The sequence below is a fragment of the Bacillus sp. FJAT-27251 genome (assembly GCF_001273925.1).
In the GTDB taxonomy this organism is placed as follows: Bacteria; Bacillota; Bacilli; order Bacillales; family Cytobacillaceae; genus Mesobacillus_B.
The window spans coordinates 4,810,321-4,830,893 of sequence record NZ_LIGG01000001.1 but is presented as its reverse complement, the minus strand read 5'-3'; the positions used below and the strand labels follow the sequence as shown (position 1 = coordinate 4,830,893).

The window sequence follows — 20,573 nt, the reverse complement described above, 5'->3', positions numbered from 1 at the left end:
AATGGCACGGTTTAAATATACAGGCCGTGATAAGAAGGGGAAGAAATCCGGCACCCTCAATGCCGCTTCGAAGCGGGAAGCAATGGAGAAGCTGCGCGGAGACGGGATCCGGGTAGTAGAAATAAAAGAAATCCCGGAAACAATGATGACCAAGGACCTCGATATCGGAAACCCGGTCAAGCTTCAGGATATTGTCATCTATTTACGCCAGTTTGCCACCTTGATTAAGGCTGGGGTAACGATTGTAGATGCAACAAATATCCTGGCCATGCAGACGGACAGTAAGAAACTCGCGGCAGCTTTGAGAGATATCGAGAGTGAACTGCGCCAGGGGCATCCCTATTCCAATGCCGCCGAAAAGCATAAAAAGATTTTTGAGCCGATGTTTATCAATATGGTTCGTGCCGGAGAGGCCGGCGGCAATATGGAAGAAACACTGGAGCGACTCGCGGAGCACTTTGAGAAGCAGCATAATACGAGGCAGAAGATTAAGTCGGCGCTGGCGTATCCGGTGGTAGTCGGCATTATTGCGGTTGCGGTTGTCATCTTTTTGCTTGTGTCGGTTGTTCCGACATTCGTGAGCATGTTTGCCGATTTTGGAGCTGATCTGCCGGCGATTACGCAATTTGTGTTAAATGCCAGTGAGTTTACTCAAAGGTATTGGTGGCTCCTCATTATATTGGCGGTTGGATTAGCTGTCACCCTTAAAGTTTTAAATGATAACAAGACAACCAGATACTATATGGATTTAATTAAGCTTCGCATTCCGATTTTTGGGAAAATGCTGCAAAAAGCTGCGCTGGCAAGGATGACTCGGACACTCAGTTCGCTGTTTTCTTCTGGTGTGCCGATTTTGCAGGCGCTAGGTATTGTAGAAAGCGTCGTAGAAAATGATGTCATTTCACGCGTGATTCGCGCTTCCAGGGATGACCTGGCGCGCGGCCGTTCGTTGACAGGGCCGATGAAAGAACACTGGGCCTTTCCGCCCTTGACAACGCAAATGATTTCCATTGGTGAAGAAACTGGGTCTTTGGACGCAATGTTATCAAAAATCGCTGAATTCTATGAAAAAGAGGTCGATAATAGCACGGAGAGAATCAAGTCATTAATAGAGCCTTTAATGATCGTTTTCCTCGCGGGGATCGTTGGCGTCATTGTTTTGGCGATTATGGTCCCGATGTTCGATATGTTCAATCATATTCAGTAAAAAATTGTTGAATATTGTAAAATTTATCTTTTTTACCTACTATTCTCATAGTATAATAGAATCAGAAGTTCAATATATTGAACGACTAAAATACATTTTAAAAAGGGAGAGAAAGAAATGTTGCAAAGCATTAAAAAACGTCTTAAGGACCAGCGTGGTTTGACACTGATCGAGCTTTTGGCTGTTATTGTTATTTTGGGGATTATAGCGGCAATAGCAATACCAAGTATAAATAGTGTAATGGATAAATCAAGGGAAGATGCTATTAAAGCAGATGCAAAATTAATTTTAAATGCAGCTAAATTATATGAAGCCAACGGCAATGAAATTCCTACCGCAGGTGTTACTAGTGCAGATTTAGAGACAGACTATCTTGAAGGTGTTTCAACATTTACTGGTACGGATGCAGTTGCTTATACAGTAACTAAAGAATCAGGCGGTTTAGCCATTAGTGGGACAGGTGTGAAGGGAAAAATGAAGGTAGTTTTTGATAAAACTTTATTATCAGGCATTGATGGCCTATAAAAATAAAACAAAACAATGGGTTATATAATAGGGTCTGTAATCTTCTTGTATGGAACAATTCTCGGCTCCTTCTACAACGTAGTAGGCCTCCGAGTCCCAGCAGAAAAATCAATCGTCTTCCCCGGCTCTCACTGTCCAACATGCGGGCATAACCTGAGAGCCTGGGAACTGATTCCGGTTTTATCGTATTTCATTCAAAAGGGGAAATGCCGCGGCTGTGGGTCGCGGATTTCTCCGCTTTATCCAAGTGTTGAGTTTTTGACAGGTGTTCTGTTTGCGACAGCACCGCTGTTGGTTGGCTGGAATGGCGAACTCATCGTTGCACTGACACTGATTTCTTTATTTATAATTATTCTAGTATCCGATCTCGCCTATATGATCATCCCTGATAAAGTGCTGTTGTTTTTTGCAGGGATTTTTTTATTGGAACGAATCATTGTTCCTCTTACGCCTTGGTATGATTCGCTCATTGGAGCAGCCATCGGCTTTGGTCTGCTGCTTTTGATTGCTCTTATAAGCAAGGGCGGCATGGGCGGCGGAGATATCAAGCTGTTTGCTGTAATCGGTTTTGTTGTTGGCACTAAAACAGTGCTTCTGTCCTTTTTCCTGGCCACCTTGCTGGGAGCTGTCGTAGGACTTATCGGCATGGCACTTCGAATTGTTAAACGTGGCAAGCCAATTCCGTTTGGGCCGTTTATCGCAGCCGGAACTCTTATAGCCTATTATTTTGGAAACTCTATCATTACGTTTTATCTAAATTTCTTCAGTCTATGAAGGGGGTACACCAATGGCATCAGCCCTCTTGAAATTCAAGCCCAGGCCGGTTGAGATTATCATCAATGATCACTCTATCCGCTATATCGAATTGAAAAATTCGGAAAATAAGCGGCCCCTGAAATGGGGGGAACGGTATCTGCCGCCTGGGATTGTAAGTGAAGGGAAAATTATTGATACAAATACGCTTTCGATTATTCTTGACGAATGCATTGATGTTTGGAAAATAAAGCGACGCAGAGTCCGCTATCTTGTGCCGGATCCGTTTGTGACCGTCCGTAAGGTGCCGATTCCTGCCGATGTCCATATAGATGAAATTGAAGGCTATCTTTATTTGGAGATTGGCGAAAGCGTCCATCTGCCTTTTGAAGACCCGGTTTTCGATTATGTTGTTTTGCCGCAAGAAGGAGAAAGACGCGAAATCCTGCTATTTGCCGCTCATCGGGAGCATGTCATGACCTATGCGGATCTTTTCTCGGGCGTGAAGCTGAAMCCTGAAGCAGCTGATGTGTCCTCGCTTGCGCTTTACCGCCTGTATCACCATCTGACAGAGAATACTGATGAAAACCTGCTAATCATCCAGTTCGATTTGGACCTTGTCAACATGAGCATTTTTGAAAACAAGATGCCCTTGTTCACACGCCACCACCAAATCCCTTTTGACCATAAGCAATGGGATACGCATGTGGCGCGTACAGGCTTTCAGCAGCTGACCTATAAAGGCGATATCGAAGAGCTGGCGGGACAGTTTGATGAGGKGACGAAAGAAATCAATATGATGATCGACTTTTATCAGTTTTCCCTGAACCAGGGGAAAAATGAACTGTCGAAAATCCTCCTGACCGGGGACCATCCTATGCTGAACAGCATTTTGAAAGAATTGGAGAAGCGTTTCGAAATACCCGTTGAACTGCTTGATTCCAGCTCCCTGAACACAGAAAAAAACAGACCATTGCCAGCCTCGCATCATCTAGCTTTGGGACTTGCGTTAAAAGAGGTGTAAGCTATGCTCGTTGATATTAACCTGCTGCCAAAAAAAGAACAGAAAAACATAAAGATCATCATCATTCTTCTGGCTGCCCTCCTGTTGGTTTCGCTGGCAGGATTTTTTCTGCTTTGGCAGGGGAAAAGTTATAACCAGCAAATAGCTTCTCTTGATGAGCAAATTACCACAACGCAGCAGCTGGCGGAGATTGAGCAGGAAAAGGTGCTGGCCGTGCAGACTTCAAACTCGGTCGCTGTCCTGGAATCGGCCGTCAATTGGGCCAGTGAGGATCCGCTCAAAACAGTTCCTGTCATTAAACATGTGACAAGTCTTTTGCCGAAGCGCGGCTTCATCCAAAATATCTCTTATAGTGAAACAGGGACTGTGAGCCTGACGGTTCAATTTGATACAAGCCGTGATGCTGCCTACTATTTGAAAACGCTCTTGAACTCCGAGTGGTTCTCCGAGGTCACACTGGGCTCGGTTGCATCTGCCGAACTTGAAACTGCCTCTGGCGGAACAGATGGTGAAGAAGGGACAGAGAAAAACTCTGAAACCCCAGCTAAAGAAACCGATGCACAACCTACTGAGGATGAAAATAGTGAAGAATCAAACTCGGATGATCAGACTGAAAGCGAAGTAGCTGAAAAGGATGCAGAAGAAACTCGCAAGGCAGTAGAAGAAAAAAACAAGGAATTGCTGCCCCGCTATATCGGTACCTACCAGCTGCAGCTGCACCGCGAGTATATCAATGGCCAGCAAAAGGAAAAAAGTTCTGTAGCCTCTTCTGAAGGAGGAAATCCATCATGAGCCTGAAACTGGAAAAAAAGGAACTGATGATTCTTCTGTCTGCAGTTATTTTAGTAGGGTTGATGTTTCTAGGAGGCTACTATTTATATTTAAGTCCGAAAAAAAACGAGCTTGGCAATAAAGAGGTTCAGCTGAAGACGGAGGAGGACTTGCTTGCCGCAATCCAGACAAAAGTAGCAGGAGTAAGCGCTCCGTCTGCTGAGAGTGTGGCAGAATTGCAGAAAAAGGTTCCGGTCAAGCAGCAGTTAGAACAGTTAATCCTCGACTTGAATAAAGCCGAAGTCGTATCTGACAGCTTTATTACGAGCATGGGCTTTTCTGAGGGAGAGGTTACACCGAGGACGGATGAAAATGCCGAGGGAGCTGCAGAAGGCGGAGAGCCGGCGGCCGAGAGTGAAGCAGCAACTGAAACGGCTGCGGGAGCTGAAGGTACAGAAGGTGCAGAAGCAGCCGGAGACGCAGAACAGCCTGAGCCTGTTCCTCTTCCGGAAGGGATTAAAAAGCTGAATGTGTCCATTGCTGTTAAATCACCTGGCTATAACGAGCTGATGAAATTTCTCGAAGCGCTTGAGAGCCTGAATCGCAGGGTTGTCATTGAAAGTGTCGCCTTTTCCGGCGGTGCCGAACTGACCAGCCTGGATACAGAGAAGGAAGAAATGTCCTACTCTTTGACGCTTGCCGCCTTTTATATGCCTAAGCTGGAAGACCTTCAGGACGAGCTGCCTGAGCTAGAAGTGCCGGCTCCAGGAAATAAGGTTAACCCATTCGCTACCTCAGCAGATTTGACGAAAGAATCTCTGGCAGATTAAGGTATTATTGTGTTGTCCAGCTCCAGGCGCCAGCGACTAGTGTACTTCGCCCGCCTCCCTACTATAAGTCAACATCGAATCGCTATCGCTCTTCGTGTTTCCTTTATCTCGGTCGGCGTGCTCCAGTCCATACGTCGCTATACGGGGCCTTCTCCTTTTCTATTAAAAAATTTGACGAAATCCTTCCCGGACAAGACGACAAAAGTCTTGTTCTTTTTTTTTGCGCATATGATAGGATGAAACAAATTTATGCGCCGACTTAGGGGGGACTACATTTGGACAAGCAAAGAAGTATTACGATCAAAATCAACGGCAAGGATCGCCCGTACAAAAAGGACCAGGCCGACCAGGATAAAAACGCCAAAAGCCATGAAGAGGAAGTTTCGAAGCCTAAAATAACAAGCTGGAACGAACTGGCTGCAAGCAAGGAACCTGCCGAAGAGGTCTTTGAGTGGATTTTGCCCGAGCCTTCAGAAAAGGAAGAAGCCAGCCAATACCCTGTCTCCAAGGCGCCGAAAAAGCCTAAGCAAACAGGCGTCCGCCTGCCTGCCATCAATAAGGGCGGCAAGTTCAATGGTGTGCTCCCGCGGGTTGTCATGACGGTTCTCGTCGCAGTCGTTCTTGGAGTGGGCTTTGGCCTGATTGTTTTAAATACGGTAAAATTAGGCCCTGAACAGGAAGCTGCTCCTGTCGTAAAGCAGCCGGCCCAGACGGCCAAACCACCATCAGGAACAGGTACCGCAAGTGTGGAGCTGCCAGCGATTTCGGCATTCATTGTCCAGGGCGGCGTTTATTCTACACAGGAGTTAGCTCAGGCGGCGGTCAAGGATTTGGAAGGAAAAGGGTTTAATGCGGTAAGTGTGCCGTCCAATGGCAAGTACGCCGTCCTTTTGGCGGCAGCGGGATCGCTTGATGAAGCGAAAGCGACCGGCAGCGAACTGCAAAGCAGGGGAGCCGAAGTGTATTCCCGTGCGCATGAGATTCCTCCAGGTACCATTGACAAGCTTTCCAAGGAAGAAAGCGAAGTTGTGAAGCTCGCACCCGAGCTATTTCAGACACTTGTAAGCAGTACAGGAGATGCCGATGCTATCAAAAAAGCGGAAGATCAGCTCGAACTTCTGCAAGCTGCACAAGAAAAAAACATCAATAATAAGGATGTCCTCGCGGTGAAAAAGCACCTTGAGCAAGGAGCTTCCGCCTTTATAGCCTACCAAACTTCCAAATCGGAAAATGATAGAAGCAAGCTTCAAAAGGAGAACCTCGCTTTCCTCGCATCCTGGCAGTCGCTTGGGAATTAACGCGAAAATCGGAAATGAGTCTTCTTTCCTATCATGAATATTTTCTGGGAAATACAACAAAATAACAGGGTCTGTCGTAAGGTTCGACAGGCCCTGAAGTTTTTTGTCACACAGACTCTGCTAATGATTGTGGGATGGCAGGAACTCTGTTACGATAAATCTGTATCTCCCTAAAAAGCAAAATGTATGAAAGGTGATTCTATGCAGCAGCTTATTTTAGCCTCATCCTCTCCACGACGAAAAGAACTTCTTGAAAATCTCCACTTGCAGTTTGAAATTTCCAGCAGCAATGTAGACGAAAGCTTCAGCCCCGATTTGTCGCCTTCCGAGGCCGTTATGGAATTGGCAGCACGCAAAGCCCGATTTGTGGCCGAAAAGCATCCTGATGCTTTTGTGATCGGCTCCGATACGGTTGTCGTCCTGGACGGTGATATCCTCGGCAAGCCGGAAAACAGCGAAGAAGCGTATGGCATGCTGAACAGGCTTTCCGGAAAGACGCATGCTGTCTACACAGGTGTAGACATCATCGCTCCTGACAATGAAAAGCTATTTTATGAAAAAACGGATGTGACATTCTGGGAGCTATCCCATGAAGAAATCCAGACCTACATCCAAAGCGGAGAACCGTTTGACAAGGCGGGGGGTTACGGAATCCAGGGATTTGGCAGCTTTCTCGTCCGAAAAATTTCAGGCGATTATTTTACAGTGGTCGGCCTTCCTGTTTCAAGGACGGTGCGGGAACTGAAGAATATTGGCTATGTTCTTCCGTATTGATTACGCATGTTTCTTCTATAGAAGGCTCCCTTCTGCACAGAAATAGGAGGAAATGACTTGCCAAACAGTTCAATTATGATAAAAGATTATCCGCAAAACGAGCGGCCGCGGGAACGGTTCATTCAGAACGGTCCGCAAAGTTTGTCCAACCATGAATTGCTCGCTCTCATCCTTGGCACTGGCACAAGGGAGGAATCAGTGCTCCAGCTTGCCAACCGTCTGCTGGCCGAATTCGAGGGGCTCCGGCTTTTAAAGGATGCCACTCTTGAAGAGCTGACGGCGATAAAAGGGATCGGCAAGGCAAAGGCTATCCATCTGCTAGCAGCGGTGGAAATCGGCAGAAGGCTTGCCGGGCACACACATGATGACCGCTATGTGATTCGCTCTCCCGAAGATGGAGCGAATTACCTGATGAATGACATGAGGTTCCTGTCACAGGAGCATTTTGTCTGCCTCTACCTCAACACCAAAAATCAGATCATCCATCGCCAGACCATTTTTATCGGCAGCCTCAACGCAAGCATCGTGCATCCGAGGGAGGTGTATAAGGAAGCAATCCGCCGCTCGGCCGCTTCCATCATTTGCGCACATAACCATCCTTCCGGAGATGCTTCGCCAAGCCGGGAAGACATCGAAGTGACCAGGAGGCTCGTTGAATGCGGAAAAATGATAGGCATCGATTTGCTGGACCACCTGATCATCGGCGATAATAAATATGTAAGCTTGAAGGAAAAAGGCTATGTTTGATACTAGGATTTTGGTTGCTGTTAGGATATAATATATCTTACGGTTTTTGCGGACTAGGCATCTGCAGGACCAGCCAGCATAATAATAGACACCGCTGAACATAGATACCGTTTATAAAGCATTTTTTGTTTAAGAAAGGGAGATACAACCATGCTAGGAATTGGGACAAGAGACCTGGGAATTGACTTGGGGACTGCAAACACGCTTATTTTTGTAAAAGGAAAAGGAATCGTTCTGAGGGAGCCCTCTGTTGTGGCTTTCCAGACCGACACAAAATCGATTGTCGCTGTCGGAAATGACGCCAAGAACATGATCGGCCGTACTCCGGGGAATGTTGTGGCGCTCCGTCCGATGAAGGACGGCGTGATTGCCGACTATGAAACAACCGAAACGATGATGAAGTATTATATTAAGCAAGCGACAAAGAACAAAGGCTTGTTCTCCGGCAAGCCGTATGTCATGGTATGCGTGCCATCCGGCATCACGGCGGTTGAAGAGCGTGCGGTCATCGATGCGACTCGCCAGGCCGGCGCCCGTGACGCTTTTACGATTGAAGAGCCGTTTGCAGCTGCGATTGGCGCCAACCTGCCAGTTTGGGAGCCAACCGGAAGCATGGTTGTCGACATTGGCGGCGGAACAACGGAAGTGGCAATCATTTCCCTTGGCGGTATTGTGACATCCCAGTCCATCCGCATTGCCGGTGACGACATGGATGATGCCATCATCAACTATATCCGTAAAAATTACAATCTTATGATCGGGGAGCGTACAGCGGAAGCGATCAAGATGGAAATCGGTGCCGCTGGAAACCCTGAAGGCATTGAGAATATGGAAATCCGCGGACGCGACTTGCTGACCGGACTGCCAAAAACAATTGAAATTACCGCAGAGGAGATTTCAGGCGCCCTTCATGATACGGTGTACGCGATTGTCGACGCGGTTAAATTGACGCTTGAAAACACACCGCCTGAGCTGGCGGCTGACATTATGGACCGAGGCATTGTGCTTACAGGAGGCGGAGCTTTGCTGCGCAACCTTGACAAGGTGATTGCCGAAGAAACAAAAATGCCTGTCCTGATTGCCGAAGATCCGCTTGACTGCGTGGCCATAGGCACCGGAAAAGCCCTTGAGCATATCGACCTGTTTAAGACAAAGGCAAAAGAATCCCGCTAATCTGCATGTTATCAACCCGGCCAAGGCAAATTCCAGTCCTTTGAAGGAATTTGCCTTGTGATTTTAGGGTAAAGAATGAAATCTTCATTAAACTTTTCAATATAAGAGGTGTAAAATAATCATGCCACAGTTTTTCCTTAATAAACGCCTGATTATTTTGCTTGTCAGCATTATTATCCTCGTGGCATTGATTGGGTTCTCACTCAGGGACCGGGAAGAGTTGACCTGGCCCGAGCAGTTTGTGAAAGACACAACAGGCTTGGTTCAATCCATGGTTTCCCGGCCGGCCCATTATGTTGCCGGCTTTTTTGAAAGCCTCAAAGACTTGCAAAATACATACGAAGAAAACAAAGAGTTGAAGAAACATTTGGACGATATCGCCAGGACTGAGGCAAAGCTTTACTCGCTGGAAAGGGAAAATGCCGAACTGAAGGAAATTCTCGAAATTGAGGGATCCCTTGGTGATTACGAGCCGATGCAGGCTACGATCATTTCCCGCAGCCCCGACCGGCTCTGGCATGAAATGATCATCATCAATAAGGGGAAATCACACGGCGTCGAAAAGAATATGGCCGTGATGACTTCAAGGGGCCTCATCGGGAAAGTGAAAAGTACGACCCCATTCACTTCAACGGTGCAGCTGCTAAGCGCCCTTGACCCTACCAACCGGATTTCCGCTGCGGTTCAAGGCAAAGAAAAACCGCTGTATGGAACAATCGAGGGCTATGACAAGGAAAATGAATGGCTTTTGCTTAAAGGCCTCCCGATTGATGCGGAAATAAAAGAAGGGGAAAATGTGATTACTTCGGGTCTCGGAGGCGTCTTCCCTGCGGACGTGCCGATCGGCAAGGTCCATGAAGTTGTGCCGGATGAATTTGGCCTGAACCAGACGGCCTATGTGAAGCCTGAAGCCGACCTTTACAATATCGAGCATGTCATGATCCTTACAAGAGGCATGACCATGCCTGCAGAATCTGAAAACAATGAAGAAGCTGAGGGGGAAAACTTGTGAAGCGTTATCTAGTCCCCCTTCTTTTGGCTTTCCTGTTCGTGTTCGAGGGCCTGTTTGCCCAGCTCTGGCCAGCAGATTGGTTCAACGGCGACTATATTTTCGTGCCCCGTTTTTTGATTATAGCACTGCTTTTCCTGTCTATTTATGGCAGCATGAAGCACGGCATCGTGTATGGCTTCATTTTTGGGCTGATGTTTGATATGGTCTACACCGAAATCATCGGAATCTATTTGTTTATGTTCCCTCTGGCTGTCTACATCTTTTGGAATATCATGAGATTGGTCGACACCAATATTGTTGTTGTCTCGGTCGTTGCCATCATCTGTGTAGCCTTGCTCGAATCGGGTGTCTATCTGATGAATCTGTTAATCCATATTGCCAATATGGATTTTTCAAGCTTTGCCAAAATACGGCTGATTCCAACCTTGATATTGAATTTTAGCTTTATCCTGCTTTTTGCCTATCCATTCAAGCGGCAATTTGAGAAATTTGCCGATTCGCTGCGGAATGACTGATACAGCCAGGGCGGAGGAGAGTGGAAAAAAATCATTCCTCCGCCATTAAAAAAAGGAATTTGCGTGGCATATGTCGAATTTCTTTTACAGTTGAGGTGAACATCCTGTATGAATAAAACGCAAAATGTGACAATAAAAGGGACTAAAGACGGACTGACGCTCCATCTCGATGATACTTGCTCGTTCGATGAACTAAAAAAAGAACTCGACCGCAAGCTGTCCAACTCGAGCCGGGTGCAGGAAGAGGATAAGCTGCTTACCGTAAAGGTTACGGTGGGGAACCGCTATCTTGATGCGAAGCAGCAGGAAGAACTAAAAGATTTGATCCGGCAGAAGCGCAATCTGATTGTCGAGGAAATTGAAACGAACGTCCTCACCAGGGAGGAAGCGCAGCAGCTGAAATCGGAGAATGAGGTTGTTTCCATGGCGCGCGTCATCCGCTCCGGACAGGTTATCGAAGTGGAGGGGGATTTGCTTCTGATTGGCGATGTCAACCCTGGCGGAACGGTCAAGGCAGGAGGCAATATCTTCATCATGGGCACCCTTAAGGGCATTGCCCACGCCGGCTGCAATGGCAATACCGAGGCGGTCATCGCAGCATCGGTGATGAAGCCTTCGCAGCTGCGGATCAGCGAATTTATCAGCCGCTCGCCCGACCAGAGCGAGGAGGACGGACGGATCATGGAATGTGCCTATGTTTCCGGCGACAGCCAGATCATTGTTGATAGATTGCAAGTGTTGATGAATAAAAGACCTAATTTGGCAAGATTTGAAGGAGGCCGCTAGAGTGGGAGAAGCAATCGTTATAACATCAGGAAAAGGCGGGGTCGGCAAGACGACGACTTCAGCCAATATTGGGACCGCCTTGGCCCTGCAAGGCAAGAGAGTCTGCCTAATTGATACAGATATCGGGCTTCGGAACCTTGACGTGGTCATGGGCCTTGAAAACCGCATCATCTACGATCTTGTGGATGTCATCCAGGGGCGGTGCAAGATCCATCAGGCCCTTGTGAAAGACAAGCGCTTCGATGACAAGCTTTATCTTCTGCCTGCTGCGCAGACGACCGACAAGAACGCCGTTGAGCCGGAGCAGATGAAAAAGCTGGTGGATGAACTGAAGCAAGACTACGATTATATCATTATCGACTGCCCTGCCGGGATCGAGCAGGGATACAAGAATGCCGTTGCCGGTGCAGACAAGGCCATCGTCGTTACCACGCCGGAAGTATCAGCAGTGCGCGACGCCGACCGAATCATCGGGCTGATTGAAAAAGAAGAACATGTGGAGTCGCCAAAGCTGGTCATCAACCGAATCCGCAGCCACATGATGAAGAACGGGGATATGCTCGATGTGGATGAAATCACGACCCATCTTTCCATTGATCTGATCGGCATCGTTGCCGATGACGATGAAGTCATCAGGGCTTCCAACCACGGCGAGCCGATTGTCATGAACCCAAACAGCAAAGCTTCCATTGCCTACCGGAACATCGCCCGCCGCATCCTCGGCGAATCCGTTCCCCTGCAGCAACTGGATACACAAGACAAAGGAATGTTCAGCAAAATCAAGCGTTTCTTTGGCGTCCGTTAACCACACAGCCCTGGAGGGAATCCGGGGCTTTTTAATTTGCTGATTTCTTGTAGGGTGGGGGAGCTTGATTCGGACATCTCTCCGAAGAAATGGCGAGATGGAGTCCGAATGGAGGGCCCATTCGGACAGGAGGAGAAGGAAAGAGGGAGATGGAGTCCGAATGGAGGGCTCATTCGGACAGGAGACGAACGAAAGAACGTCAACGAGTCCGAATACCATCTACATTCGGACAACGGGACGACAAAAATTCCGAATCGAATCCGAATACCATCTATATTCGGACAGCGTTACAACAAAAATTCCGAATCAAGTCCGAATACCCATCTCCACTCAACAAGCACCCTCCTCTTAAATAAACTCCTGTCATACTTGTCCCTCCTCCCTCATACATTTGTACAAACTGTCCAAAAGGGAATGGTGGGGAACATGGGGACAAGAGCTGATGATATCCGGAAACGAATGGCCAAGCGTAAAAGGGAAAGGGAGCGTGGAGACCGGACGCTGCCGAATGCGGAAGAGCTTTACGGCTACGAACGGCTGCCGTCTTATGATGCAGGACCGGGCGACAGCGTTCATCCATTGTTTAAGAAGGAAATTTTCCTGTTCAAGATCCTGGCTTCTGCCTGTCTGGTCCTGATTGTCGCGATTGTGTTCCGCAGTGAAGGTGGACGCACAGAGCCCGTAAAGCAGTTTGTAGCCAAGACGATGGAAACAGAGTTCCAGTTTGCGGCTGTCTCGGATTGGTATGAGAAACAGTTTGGCAAGCCGCTCGCGCTTTTGCCGGTCAAAACTCCTGAAGCGCCGCAGGAGAACACCACCAATGATGGCACGCAGTATGCTTTGCCGGCGTCCGGAAGGATCCTCGAGGATTTTGGCGATAATGGCCAGAAAATCACGATTGAGACCGGAAAGGATGCTTCGGTGGAAGCGATGAACGAAGGCCTTGTCACCTTTGTCGGCACAAAGGATGGCTTTGGCAAGACGATCATCGTCCAGCATGGCGATAAAAGTGAAACCTGGTACGGCAATCTAAGCGATTTTGAAGTGAATGTGTACGAGTATATCGATGCTGGAGCCAAGGTTGGCAAAGCGACGGCTGTCCCTGACGGCGAGAAGGGAACCTTCTATTTTGCCATAAAAAAAGGCGATGATTTTGTAGATCCCATAGGAGTGATCAGGTTTGAATAAAGCCGTCAGCCTTCTGAAGAAGGTCCATATTCATCCTTTGCTGTGGGCTGTGGCTGGCATTGCGGTGGCGACCGCCCACTTTGTCGAACTGTCCCTCCTGCTGCTGATCATTTTTATCCATGAGATGGGGCATGCAGGAGCGGCTTCTTTTTTTTCGTGGAGAATCAGGAAGATTTCGCTGCTGCCATTTGGCGGGGTGGCAGAAATGGATGAACACGGGAATCGTTCCCTCTTTGAAGAAAGCATTGTGGTCGCGGCCGGCCCGCTGCAGCATGTTTGGTTGGCTGGCTTGGCTTTCGCCCTGTACCAGGCTGGAGTGCTGCCGGACTATTGGCATGTACGATTTCATGAATTCAACCTGATGGTGCTGTTGTTCAACCTTTTGCCAGTCTGGCCGCTGGATGGCGGAAAGCTGGTTTTTCTGCTGCTAAGCGTGAAGAAACCCTTTCCGGAGGCACATGTGAAGACCATTCTGGTTTCGTGGGGAGTGCTGGCATTTTTTGCCCTGGCCATCCTGGTGGCTGCTCCGTTCACCCTGAATGTGCTGGTCATCCTCGGCTTCCTTGCTTTCACGCTGCATTATGAATATAGACAGCGCCGCTACGTGTTTCTTCGCTTTTTAATGGAAAGATATTACGGAAACAATGGGGAGTTCCGGCTTTTGAAAAACATCAATGTTTCAGAGGAGGAAGAAGTCGCTTCCGTGCTGGAAAAGTTCCAGCGCGGCTGCAAGCATCAGGTGATTGTTAAAAGGAAGAACGGAACCGAAGCGGCCCTTGATGAAAACGAACTCCTTCATGCCTATTTTGCCGAAAAGCATTTGCAGGCGAAAATCGGCGACCTTGTATACACGTACTAATTTGCAATTTTTCCAGTTAAAATAGGATAATAGGAAAGCGGGGATCATTAAGTCCCTGCTTATTTCTTTTATAAAGCGGGGAAGTTTGCCTTGAACAGATTGATCATTCAACATACAACACGGGAAAAACGGTTTGCGCTTCTAAAAAATGGGAAGCCAGAACGCCTATATATTGAACAGCCATCACAGCAGTCGCTTGTCGGCAATGTGTATCTTGGTACGGTGGAGAAAGTGGTGCCGGGCATGAATGCGGCCTTTGTCCAGTTTGGCGAAGAGAAGAGCGGTTTCCTGTTTCGGGATAAGCTGCCTTCCTTTGTCCTCGACAGCAGGGCCAAAGAGGAAAAAGCCAATCGGAGCATAACCMATTATCTGCATCAGGGAGAAAAGCTGCTTGTCCAGGTGGAAAAAGATGCAGCCGGAACGAAAGGGGCTAAGCTGACGGCGCTAATTGAACTGCCGGGCGATGACCTGATCTATCTGCCTGCCGGGAAGTATACGGCAGTGTCCAAGAAAATTGCCGACCCTGACAGCAGGCAGAAGCTGCGCGGGCTGGGAACAGAGATTAAAAGGGAAGAAGAAGGCTTGATCATCCGGACATCGGCCGCTTCCAGGAGTGAGGGCAGCCTCCGCTCGCAGCTTGAAAGGCTGCGGGCGCTGTATGGGGAGCTGGAGGCAAAGGCGAAGGGCATGAAGAAGCCGGGGCTTGTGTTGGCCCGGGATTTCTTCTATGAGGAGCTGGCAGCGGAACTGGAGAAGATGAAAAGCGGCGAGGTCATTCTTGATGACCAGGCACTGAAGAAAAGGCTGGAGGAGCTGGCCGGAGGGAAAGGCCTTTCCCTTTTATACCATCAGCACTCCGAAAGCATCTTTTCGGCGTACGGTATTGAAAAGGAAATTGAGCGGGCGTTGAAGCGGGTTGTCTGGCTTGAAACTGGCGCCTATTTGATTTTTGATGAAGCAGAAGCCTTGACGATTGTCGACGTGAACACCGGAAAGTTCTCCGGGAAAACCGATTTGCGTGAAACCGTCMTGAAAACCAACAAGCTGGCTGCGGCCGAAATTGCCCGCCAGCTGAAGCTGCGCGACCTTGGCGGCATGATACTCGTTGATTTCATTGATATGAAGCAGGAGGCAGACAGGGAGGCGGTGCTCGCGGCTTTTGAAAAGAGCCTTTCCGGAGATGGGCGGCGGACCAGGATTGCCGGTTTCACTTCGCTGGGAATCCTGCAGCTGACACGAAAAAAAACGAAGCTGTCGCTGGGTGAGGCCTTAACGGAAAGCTGCCGGGTCTGCAGCGGGACAGGAAGGGTGTTGAGCACGGAAACCATTGCTTTCCGGCTCGAACGGGAGCTGTGGGAATACCGAGCTTCCGATTATGAAGCCGTGCTGGTTGCCGCCACAACAGACGTGGCGAAAGTGTTTGCCGGACCGGGCCAGGTTCATCTGGCAAGGATGGAGGAAGCCATTGGCCTGAACATCTATTTCACGGAATTGGCGGCACCAAAGCCTGACTACAGCATCCGCCAGCTTGGCACAAAGGCAGACCTGTCTGCCAAAGCCGACCTTCGATTAGGCTGACTTGCGTTAATGCACGAAACGGTGCCTGACCCCCGCCGCTTTAAAGCGGCGGGGGTCAGGCACCGTTTCACCGTTTAGTGTGGTGAAGCAAAAAATTGTGGGTATGGCGTTGACAGAAACGGGGCTGCGTGGTAGTATTTTTATGTTATGTTTGTAGCGCACCCGTGCTACAACCGCTCAGAACAGGTTGTAAGTTTTGCTTCGGCAAACGCCTGTGGATGGCGAGTCTGAGTCTAAGAGGAGGTGCATTTGGATGTACGCAATTATTGAAACAGGCGGCAAGCAAATTCGTGTAGAGCAGGGACAAGCAATCTATATCGAAAAGCTTAACGCTGAAGCAGGCGAAACGGTTACTTTTGACAAGGTTCTTTTCGTAGGTGGCGATAACGTGAAGGTAGGAAGCCCGGTTGTTGAAGGCGCTACTGTTACCGCTAAGGTAGAAAAGCAAGGCCGTCAAAAGAAAATCGTCGTTTTCAAGTACAAGGCGAAGAAAAACCAGCGTAAAAAGCAAGGTCATCGTCAGCCTTACACAAAAGTTGTCATTGAAGCAATCAATGCCTAAGGCGGCTTAAGATGATAGACGCTGTGATTTATCGTACAAAATCCGGTGCCATTCATTCGTTTGCCATCAGCGGCCATGCATTTTTCGCCGAGCGGGGCCAGGATATTGTCTGTGCAGGCGTATCCGCTGTCTCTGTCGGTGCCATCAATGCCGTGCATGCCCTAACCGGCATCACTCCCGTAATCGATCATGATGAAGACGGCTTTCTCCGCTGTACTCTTCCGGAAGAGATTCAGGAAAGCACATATGAGAAAGTTCAGCTTCTTTTCGAGGGAATGGTTGTCTCATTGCAGACGATTGAGGAAAATTATCGAGAACACATAAAGATTACCTTCAAAAAGCAGGAGGTGGAATAAATGTTATTGAAATTGGATCTTCAATTATTCGCATCCAAAAAGGGAGTAGGTTCTACAAAGAACGGTCGTGACTCCATCGCGAAGCGTCTTGGCGCTAAGCGTGCGGACGGTCAATTCGTAACTGGCGGATCTATCCTTTACCGTCAGCGCGGAACAAAGATTTACCCAGGTGTGAACGTGGGTAAAGGTGGCGACGACACTCTTTTCGCGAAAGTTGACGGCGTTGTAAAATTCGAGCGCCTTGGCCGCGACAAGAAGCAAGTAAGTGTCTACCCAGCTGCACAGGAAGCTTAAGATACTTCAGGAAACCCTGACCAGACGGTTGGGGTTTTCTTTTTCCCTTTTTTATTTCCAAGCCTTGCATTTTGAACCTAATATTGCTTACCTTTTGGAACTTTTTTGTTATACTAACAAAAAGGATGATGATTAGGAGCGTTTTATGAAAAAAGAGTGGGACACGCTGTCCGTTCTGCGCCATGCCCGCCATGACTGGCTGAACAAACTTCAATTGATCAAAGGCAATCTGGCATTGGACAAAGTGGACAGGGTAAAGGAAATAATTGATGAAATTATTATCGAAGCCAGGCAGGAAACGAAGCTGACAAATCTAAACCTCCCTCAATTCGCCTCATCACTGTTAACCTGCAATTGGGAAAACCATTCATTTCAGATTGAATATGAGGTAACCGAATCTCCGAATGTTCATTTGCTAGATGATCAGCTGCTTGCGTCATGGACAGAAGGGCTGTTCGACGCCCTGGATGACTCGATTGAAAAATTCCAGGAAAACTATTTGTCGGTGACAATTGAACCGGGAGAAGACGGGATCCGTTTCTTTTTTGATTTTAGCGGGATAATAACAGACAATACTTCCCTTATGAGCTTTTTGGAACGTGCTGCTGCTCCGTCCATGACTGTCCAGGTGGCGGCTGCAACAGAAGACGAGCTTTCAATTGAAGTTTTTACAATGCCAATCCAGGGGGAATAATGGAATAAAAATGGCATACTAAACAATTTAGGACAGGTGGTATTTAAACATATGTTTGTCGATCAGGTAAAAATATACGTAAAAGGCGGCGACGGCGGTAACGGAATGGTTGCTTTCCGCCGCGAGAAATATGTTCCGAACGGAGGACCGGCAGGCGGTGACGGCGGCAAGGGAGCCAATGTTGTCTTCGAGGTGGAGGAAGGTTTGCGGACGCTGATGGATTTCCGCTACCAGCGCCACTTCAAGGCCCCGCGCGGAGAACACGGAATGTCGAAGAACCAGCACGGGAAGAATGCAAAGGATATGGTTGTAAAAGTTCCGCCTGGCACCGTAGTGACGGATGCCGGGTCGGGAGAAGTCATTGCCGACCTGACCGAGCACGGCCAGCGGGCGGTCATTGCCCGCGGCGGGCGCGGAGGCCGCGGAAACAGCCGCTTTGCCACTCCTGCCAACCCGGCTCCGGAGCTTTCGGAAAACGGGGAACCAGGCCAGGAGCGCGATGTTGTCCTTGAATTGAAGCTGCTTGCCGATGTAGGCCTTGTCGGCTTCCCTAGTGTCGGGAAATCGACTTTGCTTTCCGTTGTATCGGCAGCGAGGCCAAAAATTGCCGAGTACCATTTTACAACCATCGTGCCGAACCTTGGCATGGTAGAGACGGAAGACGGCCGCAGCTTTGTCATGGCCGATTTGCCGGGGCTGATTGAAGGCGCCCATTCCGGGGTTGGCCTTGGACACCAGTTCCTGAGGCATATTGAACGGACAAGAGTCATCGTCCACGTCATTGACATGGCGGCTGTCGAGGGACGCGATCCTTTCGAGGACTATCTCATCATCAACAAGGAGCTTGGGGAGTACAATCTCAGGCTTTCCGAGCGGCCGCAAATCATCGTGGCCAACAAGATGGACATGCCGGATGCGGAAGAAAACCTGAAGGCTTTTAAAGAAAGGCTGACAGAGGATCATCCTGTATTCCCGATTTCCGCGTTTACAAGAGAAGGGCTGCGCGACCTGCTGTTTGCGATCGCCGACCTTATCGAGAAGACGCCTGAATTCCCGCTTTATGAGGAAGTCGAAGAAGAATTGGGTGTCAACCGCGTGGTGTACAAGCATGAAGAAGACCAGGATAAATTCACCATCACAAGAGATCCGGATGGCACTTTTGTCATTGCCGGCGAAACGATTGAGAAGCTGTTCAAGATGACGAATTTTGCCAGCGAAGAGTCAACACGCAAGTTTGCGCGGCAAATGCGCGGCATGGGCATTGATGACGCACTGAGGGAAAGAGGAGCGAAGGATGGGGATACAGTAAGGATCCTCAAATATGAATTCGAGTTTGTGGAATAACCACGGGGTGGGGAAATGAAGAACCATTTTGATAAGAAATTTTATCTTGTCAGGGAAGATGTGCTTCCGGAGGCAATGAAGAAAACGCTCGATGCGAAAGAGATGATCGACCGCGGGAAAGCGGAATCCGTATGGGATGCGGTCCAGCGCGTCGATTTAAGCCGAAGTGCGTTTTACAAATACCGCGACACCGTTTTTCCGTTTCACACAGTGGTGAAGGAGCGGATCATCACGCTGTTTTTCCATCTGGAAGACCGCTCCGGCACTTTATCACAGCTGCTGGGAATCGTCGCGACTTCCGGCTGCAATGTTCTGACCATCCACCAGACCATCCCGCTTCAGGGCAGGGCCAATGTGACGCTCAGCCTGAATGTTTCCGAGATGACGGTGGAGATGGATGAACTGCTCGCCAAGCTCCGGCGCCTGGAATTCGTCGATAAAGTCGAAGTCCTGGGCTCCGGCGCCTGAAATACAGAGAAAAGTGCGGATAGCCTGCCATTTAGAGGGCAGGCTCCGCACTGTTTTACATACTAGGGAGTGAGTTAAGGTGAAAATAGGATATTTGGGGCCAGTGGCCACGTTTACAGATTTGGCTGTACGCCATCTTTTTAAGGGAGTAGAATCGGTACCATATGTGACCATTCCTGAATGTATTGATTCTGCCGCTGAAGGCTCCGTCGACTTGGCTCTTGTGCCAATTGAAAATGCGCTTGAAGGTTCAGTCAATATTACGCTGGATTATTTGATCCATGAAGTACCGCTTTTTATTGTTGGAGAAGCAACCGCGCCGATTCAGCAGCATCTGATGGTGCATCCCGAGAATTTGGAAAATTGGCTGAATACAGAACTGATATTGAGCCACTCCCACGCGCTGGCGCAATGCCACAAGTTCCTGCATCGCGAACTGAAGGGAGTCCGAAGCGAAAGGATGACGTCCACAGCGGCGGCGGCCCAATACGTGAGGGAACATCCGGAACAGAACATTGCGGCAATCGCAAATGGATTGGCCGCATTGGAATATGAACTGACCATCGTCAGGGAGAACATACACGATTATGATCACAATCATACCCGGTTTATTGTCGTGTCACGTGACGAAAACGCTCCGCTGAAGACTGAGTTGAAGGAAAATAGCTTTAAGACCACGCTTGTCGTTACACTTCCTTCGGACCGTACAGGGGCCCTGCACCAGGTGCTGTCMGCGTTTTCCTGGCGTAACCTGAACTTGTCAAAGATCGAGTCGCGTCCAACTAAAACCGGGCTTGGAAACTACTTTTTCATCATTGATATTGAAATGGCCATGGATGAAGTCCTGATTCCGGGTGCAATAGCCGAACTCGAAGCACTCGGCTGTTCGGTGAAGGTGCTCGGAAGCTACCCGTCCTATAAGCTGTAAAGTAAAACCCGCACTCCAAATGTTTTGAGTGCGGGTTTTTTGTTTGGGTTGGTGTTATGTACGCTCGGGATGGTTCAATGTG

At 48.7% G+C, this 20,573-nt stretch carries 24 protein-coding genes and 1 other annotated feature; all 24 genes read left to right on the top strand.

All coding sequences use genetic code 11. The features are described from left to right. Window position 1: 1 nt before the first annotated feature. The 24 genes from ADU22_RS22930 to pheA all read left to right on the top strand — a co-directional run bounded on the left by ADU22_RS22930 (window position 2) and on the right by pheA (window position 20,491). Window positions 2–1,207, top strand: coding sequence for a type II secretion system F family protein (locus tag ADU22_RS22930; protein ID WP_053364234.1), 1,206 nt, complete (start codon window positions 2–4; stop codon window positions 1,205–1,207). Window positions 1,208–1,324: 117 nt separating this feature from the next. Beyond that, the gene (locus ADU22_RS22925; RefSeq protein WP_053364233.1) at window positions 1,325–1,732 is read left to right on the top strand and encodes a type II secretion system protein; all 408 of its coding nucleotides are present in this window, start codon (window positions 1,325–1,327) and stop codon (window positions 1,730–1,732) included. A 15-nt stretch (window positions 1,733–1,747) separates the two neighbouring features. Then, on the top strand, window positions 1,748–2,506 hold the full coding sequence (locus ADU22_RS22920) for a prepilin peptidase (protein WP_053364232.1): 759 nt from the start codon (window positions 1,748–1,750) through the stop codon (window positions 2,504–2,506). Between the two features lie 13 nt (window positions 2,507–2,519). Continuing rightward, entirely contained in the window at window positions 2,520–3,509 is a 990-nt protein-coding gene (pilM, locus tag ADU22_RS22915) for a type IV pilus biogenesis protein PilM (protein WP_053364231.1), read from the top strand. A gap of 3 nt (window positions 3,510–3,512) precedes the next feature. Beyond that, window positions 3,513–4,301 carry a PilN family protein gene (locus ADU22_RS22910; protein ID WP_053364230.1) on the top strand — a complete coding sequence of 263 codons (789 nt, stop codon included), beginning with the start codon at window positions 3,513–3,515 and terminating at the stop codon, window positions 4,299–4,301. Then, window positions 4,298–5,110 carry a hypothetical protein gene (locus tag ADU22_RS22905; RefSeq protein WP_053364229.1) on the top strand — a complete coding sequence of 271 codons (813 nt, stop codon included), beginning with the start codon at window positions 4,298–4,300 and terminating at the stop codon, window positions 5,108–5,110. Before ADU22_RS22910 ends, ADU22_RS22905 begins: the two co-directional genes overlap by 4 nt. Window positions 5,111–5,385: 275 nt before the next feature. Beyond that, window positions 5,386–6,408: an SPOR domain-containing protein gene (locus ADU22_RS22900; RefSeq protein WP_053364228.1), complete on the top strand. Its 1,023-nt coding sequence runs from the start codon at window positions 5,386–5,388 to the stop codon at window positions 6,406–6,408. A 201-nt stretch (window positions 6,409–6,609) separates the two neighbouring features. Then, window positions 6,610–7,182: a Maf family protein gene (locus ADU22_RS22895; RefSeq protein WP_053364227.1), complete on the top strand. Its 573-nt coding sequence runs from the start codon at window positions 6,610–6,612 to the stop codon at window positions 7,180–7,182. 75 nt (window positions 7,183–7,257) lie between these two features. Further along, window positions 7,258–7,929 (top strand): RadC family protein, encoded by a 672-nt coding sequence (gene radC / locus ADU22_RS22890; protein WP_046526450.1) that lies wholly within the window; start codon window positions 7,258–7,260, stop codon window positions 7,927–7,929. A 150-nt stretch (window positions 7,930–8,079) separates the two neighbouring features. Beyond that, on the top strand, window positions 8,080–9,102 hold the full coding sequence (locus tag ADU22_RS22885; protein WP_053364226.1) for a rod shape-determining protein: 1,023 nt from the start codon (window positions 8,080–8,082) through the stop codon (window positions 9,100–9,102). Between the two features lie 121 nt (window positions 9,103–9,223). After that, window positions 9,224–10,114, top strand: coding sequence for a rod shape-determining protein MreC (gene mreC, locus ADU22_RS22880; RefSeq protein WP_053364225.1), 891 nt, complete (start codon window positions 9,224–9,226; stop codon window positions 10,112–10,114). Continuing rightward, window positions 10,111–10,629 carry a rod shape-determining protein MreD gene (mreD, locus tag ADU22_RS22875; RefSeq protein ID WP_053364224.1) on the top strand — a complete coding sequence of 173 codons (519 nt, stop codon included), beginning with the start codon at window positions 10,111–10,113 and terminating at the stop codon, window positions 10,627–10,629. The genes mreC and mreD overlap by 4 nt, the downstream gene beginning before the upstream one ends. 108 nt (window positions 10,630–10,737) lie before the next feature. Next, window positions 10,738–11,415: a septum site-determining protein MinC gene (minC, locus tag ADU22_RS22870; protein WP_053364223.1), complete on the top strand. Its 678-nt coding sequence runs from the start codon at window positions 10,738–10,740 to the stop codon at window positions 11,413–11,415. A 1-nt stretch (window position 11,416) separates the two neighbouring features. Next, entirely contained in the window at window positions 11,417–12,220 is an 804-nt protein-coding gene (minD, locus tag ADU22_RS22865; RefSeq protein WP_046526213.1) for a septum site-determining protein MinD, read from the top strand. Window positions 12,221–12,646: 426 nt separating this feature from the next. Then, window positions 12,647–13,408: a M23 family metallopeptidase gene (locus ADU22_RS22860; protein WP_053364222.1), complete on the top strand. Its 762-nt coding sequence runs from the start codon at window positions 12,647–12,649 to the stop codon at window positions 13,406–13,408. Further along, window positions 13,401–14,267 carry a M50 family metallopeptidase gene (locus ADU22_RS22855; protein ID WP_053364221.1) on the top strand — a complete coding sequence of 289 codons (867 nt, stop codon included), beginning with the start codon at window positions 13,401–13,403 and terminating at the stop codon, window positions 14,265–14,267. Before ADU22_RS22860 ends, ADU22_RS22855 begins: the two co-directional genes overlap by 8 nt. 90 nt (window positions 14,268–14,357) lie before the next feature. Next, window positions 14,358–15,845 carry an Rne/Rng family ribonuclease gene (locus ADU22_RS22850; protein ID WP_053364220.1) on the top strand — a complete coding sequence of 496 codons (1,488 nt, stop codon included), beginning with the start codon at window positions 14,358–14,360 and terminating at the stop codon, window positions 15,843–15,845. 161 nt (window positions 15,846–16,006) lie between these two features. After that, window positions 16,007–16,084 (top strand) — a sequence feature (ribosomal protein L21 leader region). A 14-nt stretch (window positions 16,085–16,098) separates the two neighbouring features. Beyond that, complete coding sequence (rplU, locus tag ADU22_RS22845; protein WP_053364219.1) at window positions 16,099–16,407, top strand: 50S ribosomal protein L21; 309 nt, start codon at window positions 16,099–16,101, stop codon at window positions 16,405–16,407. Window positions 16,408–16,418: 11 nt separating this feature from the next. Further along, the gene (locus ADU22_RS22840) at window positions 16,419–16,763 is read left to right on the top strand and encodes a ribosomal-processing cysteine protease Prp (RefSeq protein ID WP_053364218.1); all 345 of its coding nucleotides are present in this window, start codon (window positions 16,419–16,421) and stop codon (window positions 16,761–16,763) included. Then, window positions 16,764–17,057 carry a 50S ribosomal protein L27 gene (gene rpmA, locus ADU22_RS22835; protein ID WP_046526219.1) on the top strand — a complete coding sequence of 98 codons (294 nt, stop codon included), beginning with the start codon at window positions 16,764–16,766 and terminating at the stop codon, window positions 17,055–17,057. A 145-nt stretch (window positions 17,058–17,202) separates the two neighbouring features. Beyond that, on the top strand, window positions 17,203–17,751 hold the full coding sequence (locus ADU22_RS22830) for a sporulation initiation phosphotransferase B (protein ID WP_053364217.1): 549 nt from the start codon (window positions 17,203–17,205) through the stop codon (window positions 17,749–17,751). Between the two features lie 51 nt (window positions 17,752–17,802). Beyond that, a complete protein-coding gene (gene obgE, locus ADU22_RS22825) occupies window positions 17,803–19,095 on the top strand; it encodes a GTPase ObgE (RefSeq protein ID WP_053364216.1) in 1,293 nt (430 codons plus the stop codon). Between the two features lie 15 nt (window positions 19,096–19,110). Further along, a complete protein-coding gene (thrR, locus tag ADU22_RS22820) occupies window positions 19,111–19,563 on the top strand; it encodes a transcriptional regulator ThrR (RefSeq protein ID WP_053364215.1) in 453 nt (150 codons plus the stop codon). A gap of 79 nt (window positions 19,564–19,642) precedes the next feature. Beyond that, window positions 19,643–20,491 carry a prephenate dehydratase gene (pheA, locus tag ADU22_RS22815; protein ID WP_053364214.1) on the top strand — a complete coding sequence of 283 codons (849 nt, stop codon included), beginning with the start codon at window positions 19,643–19,645 and terminating at the stop codon, window positions 20,489–20,491. Window positions 20,492–20,573: the final 82 nt, after the last annotated feature.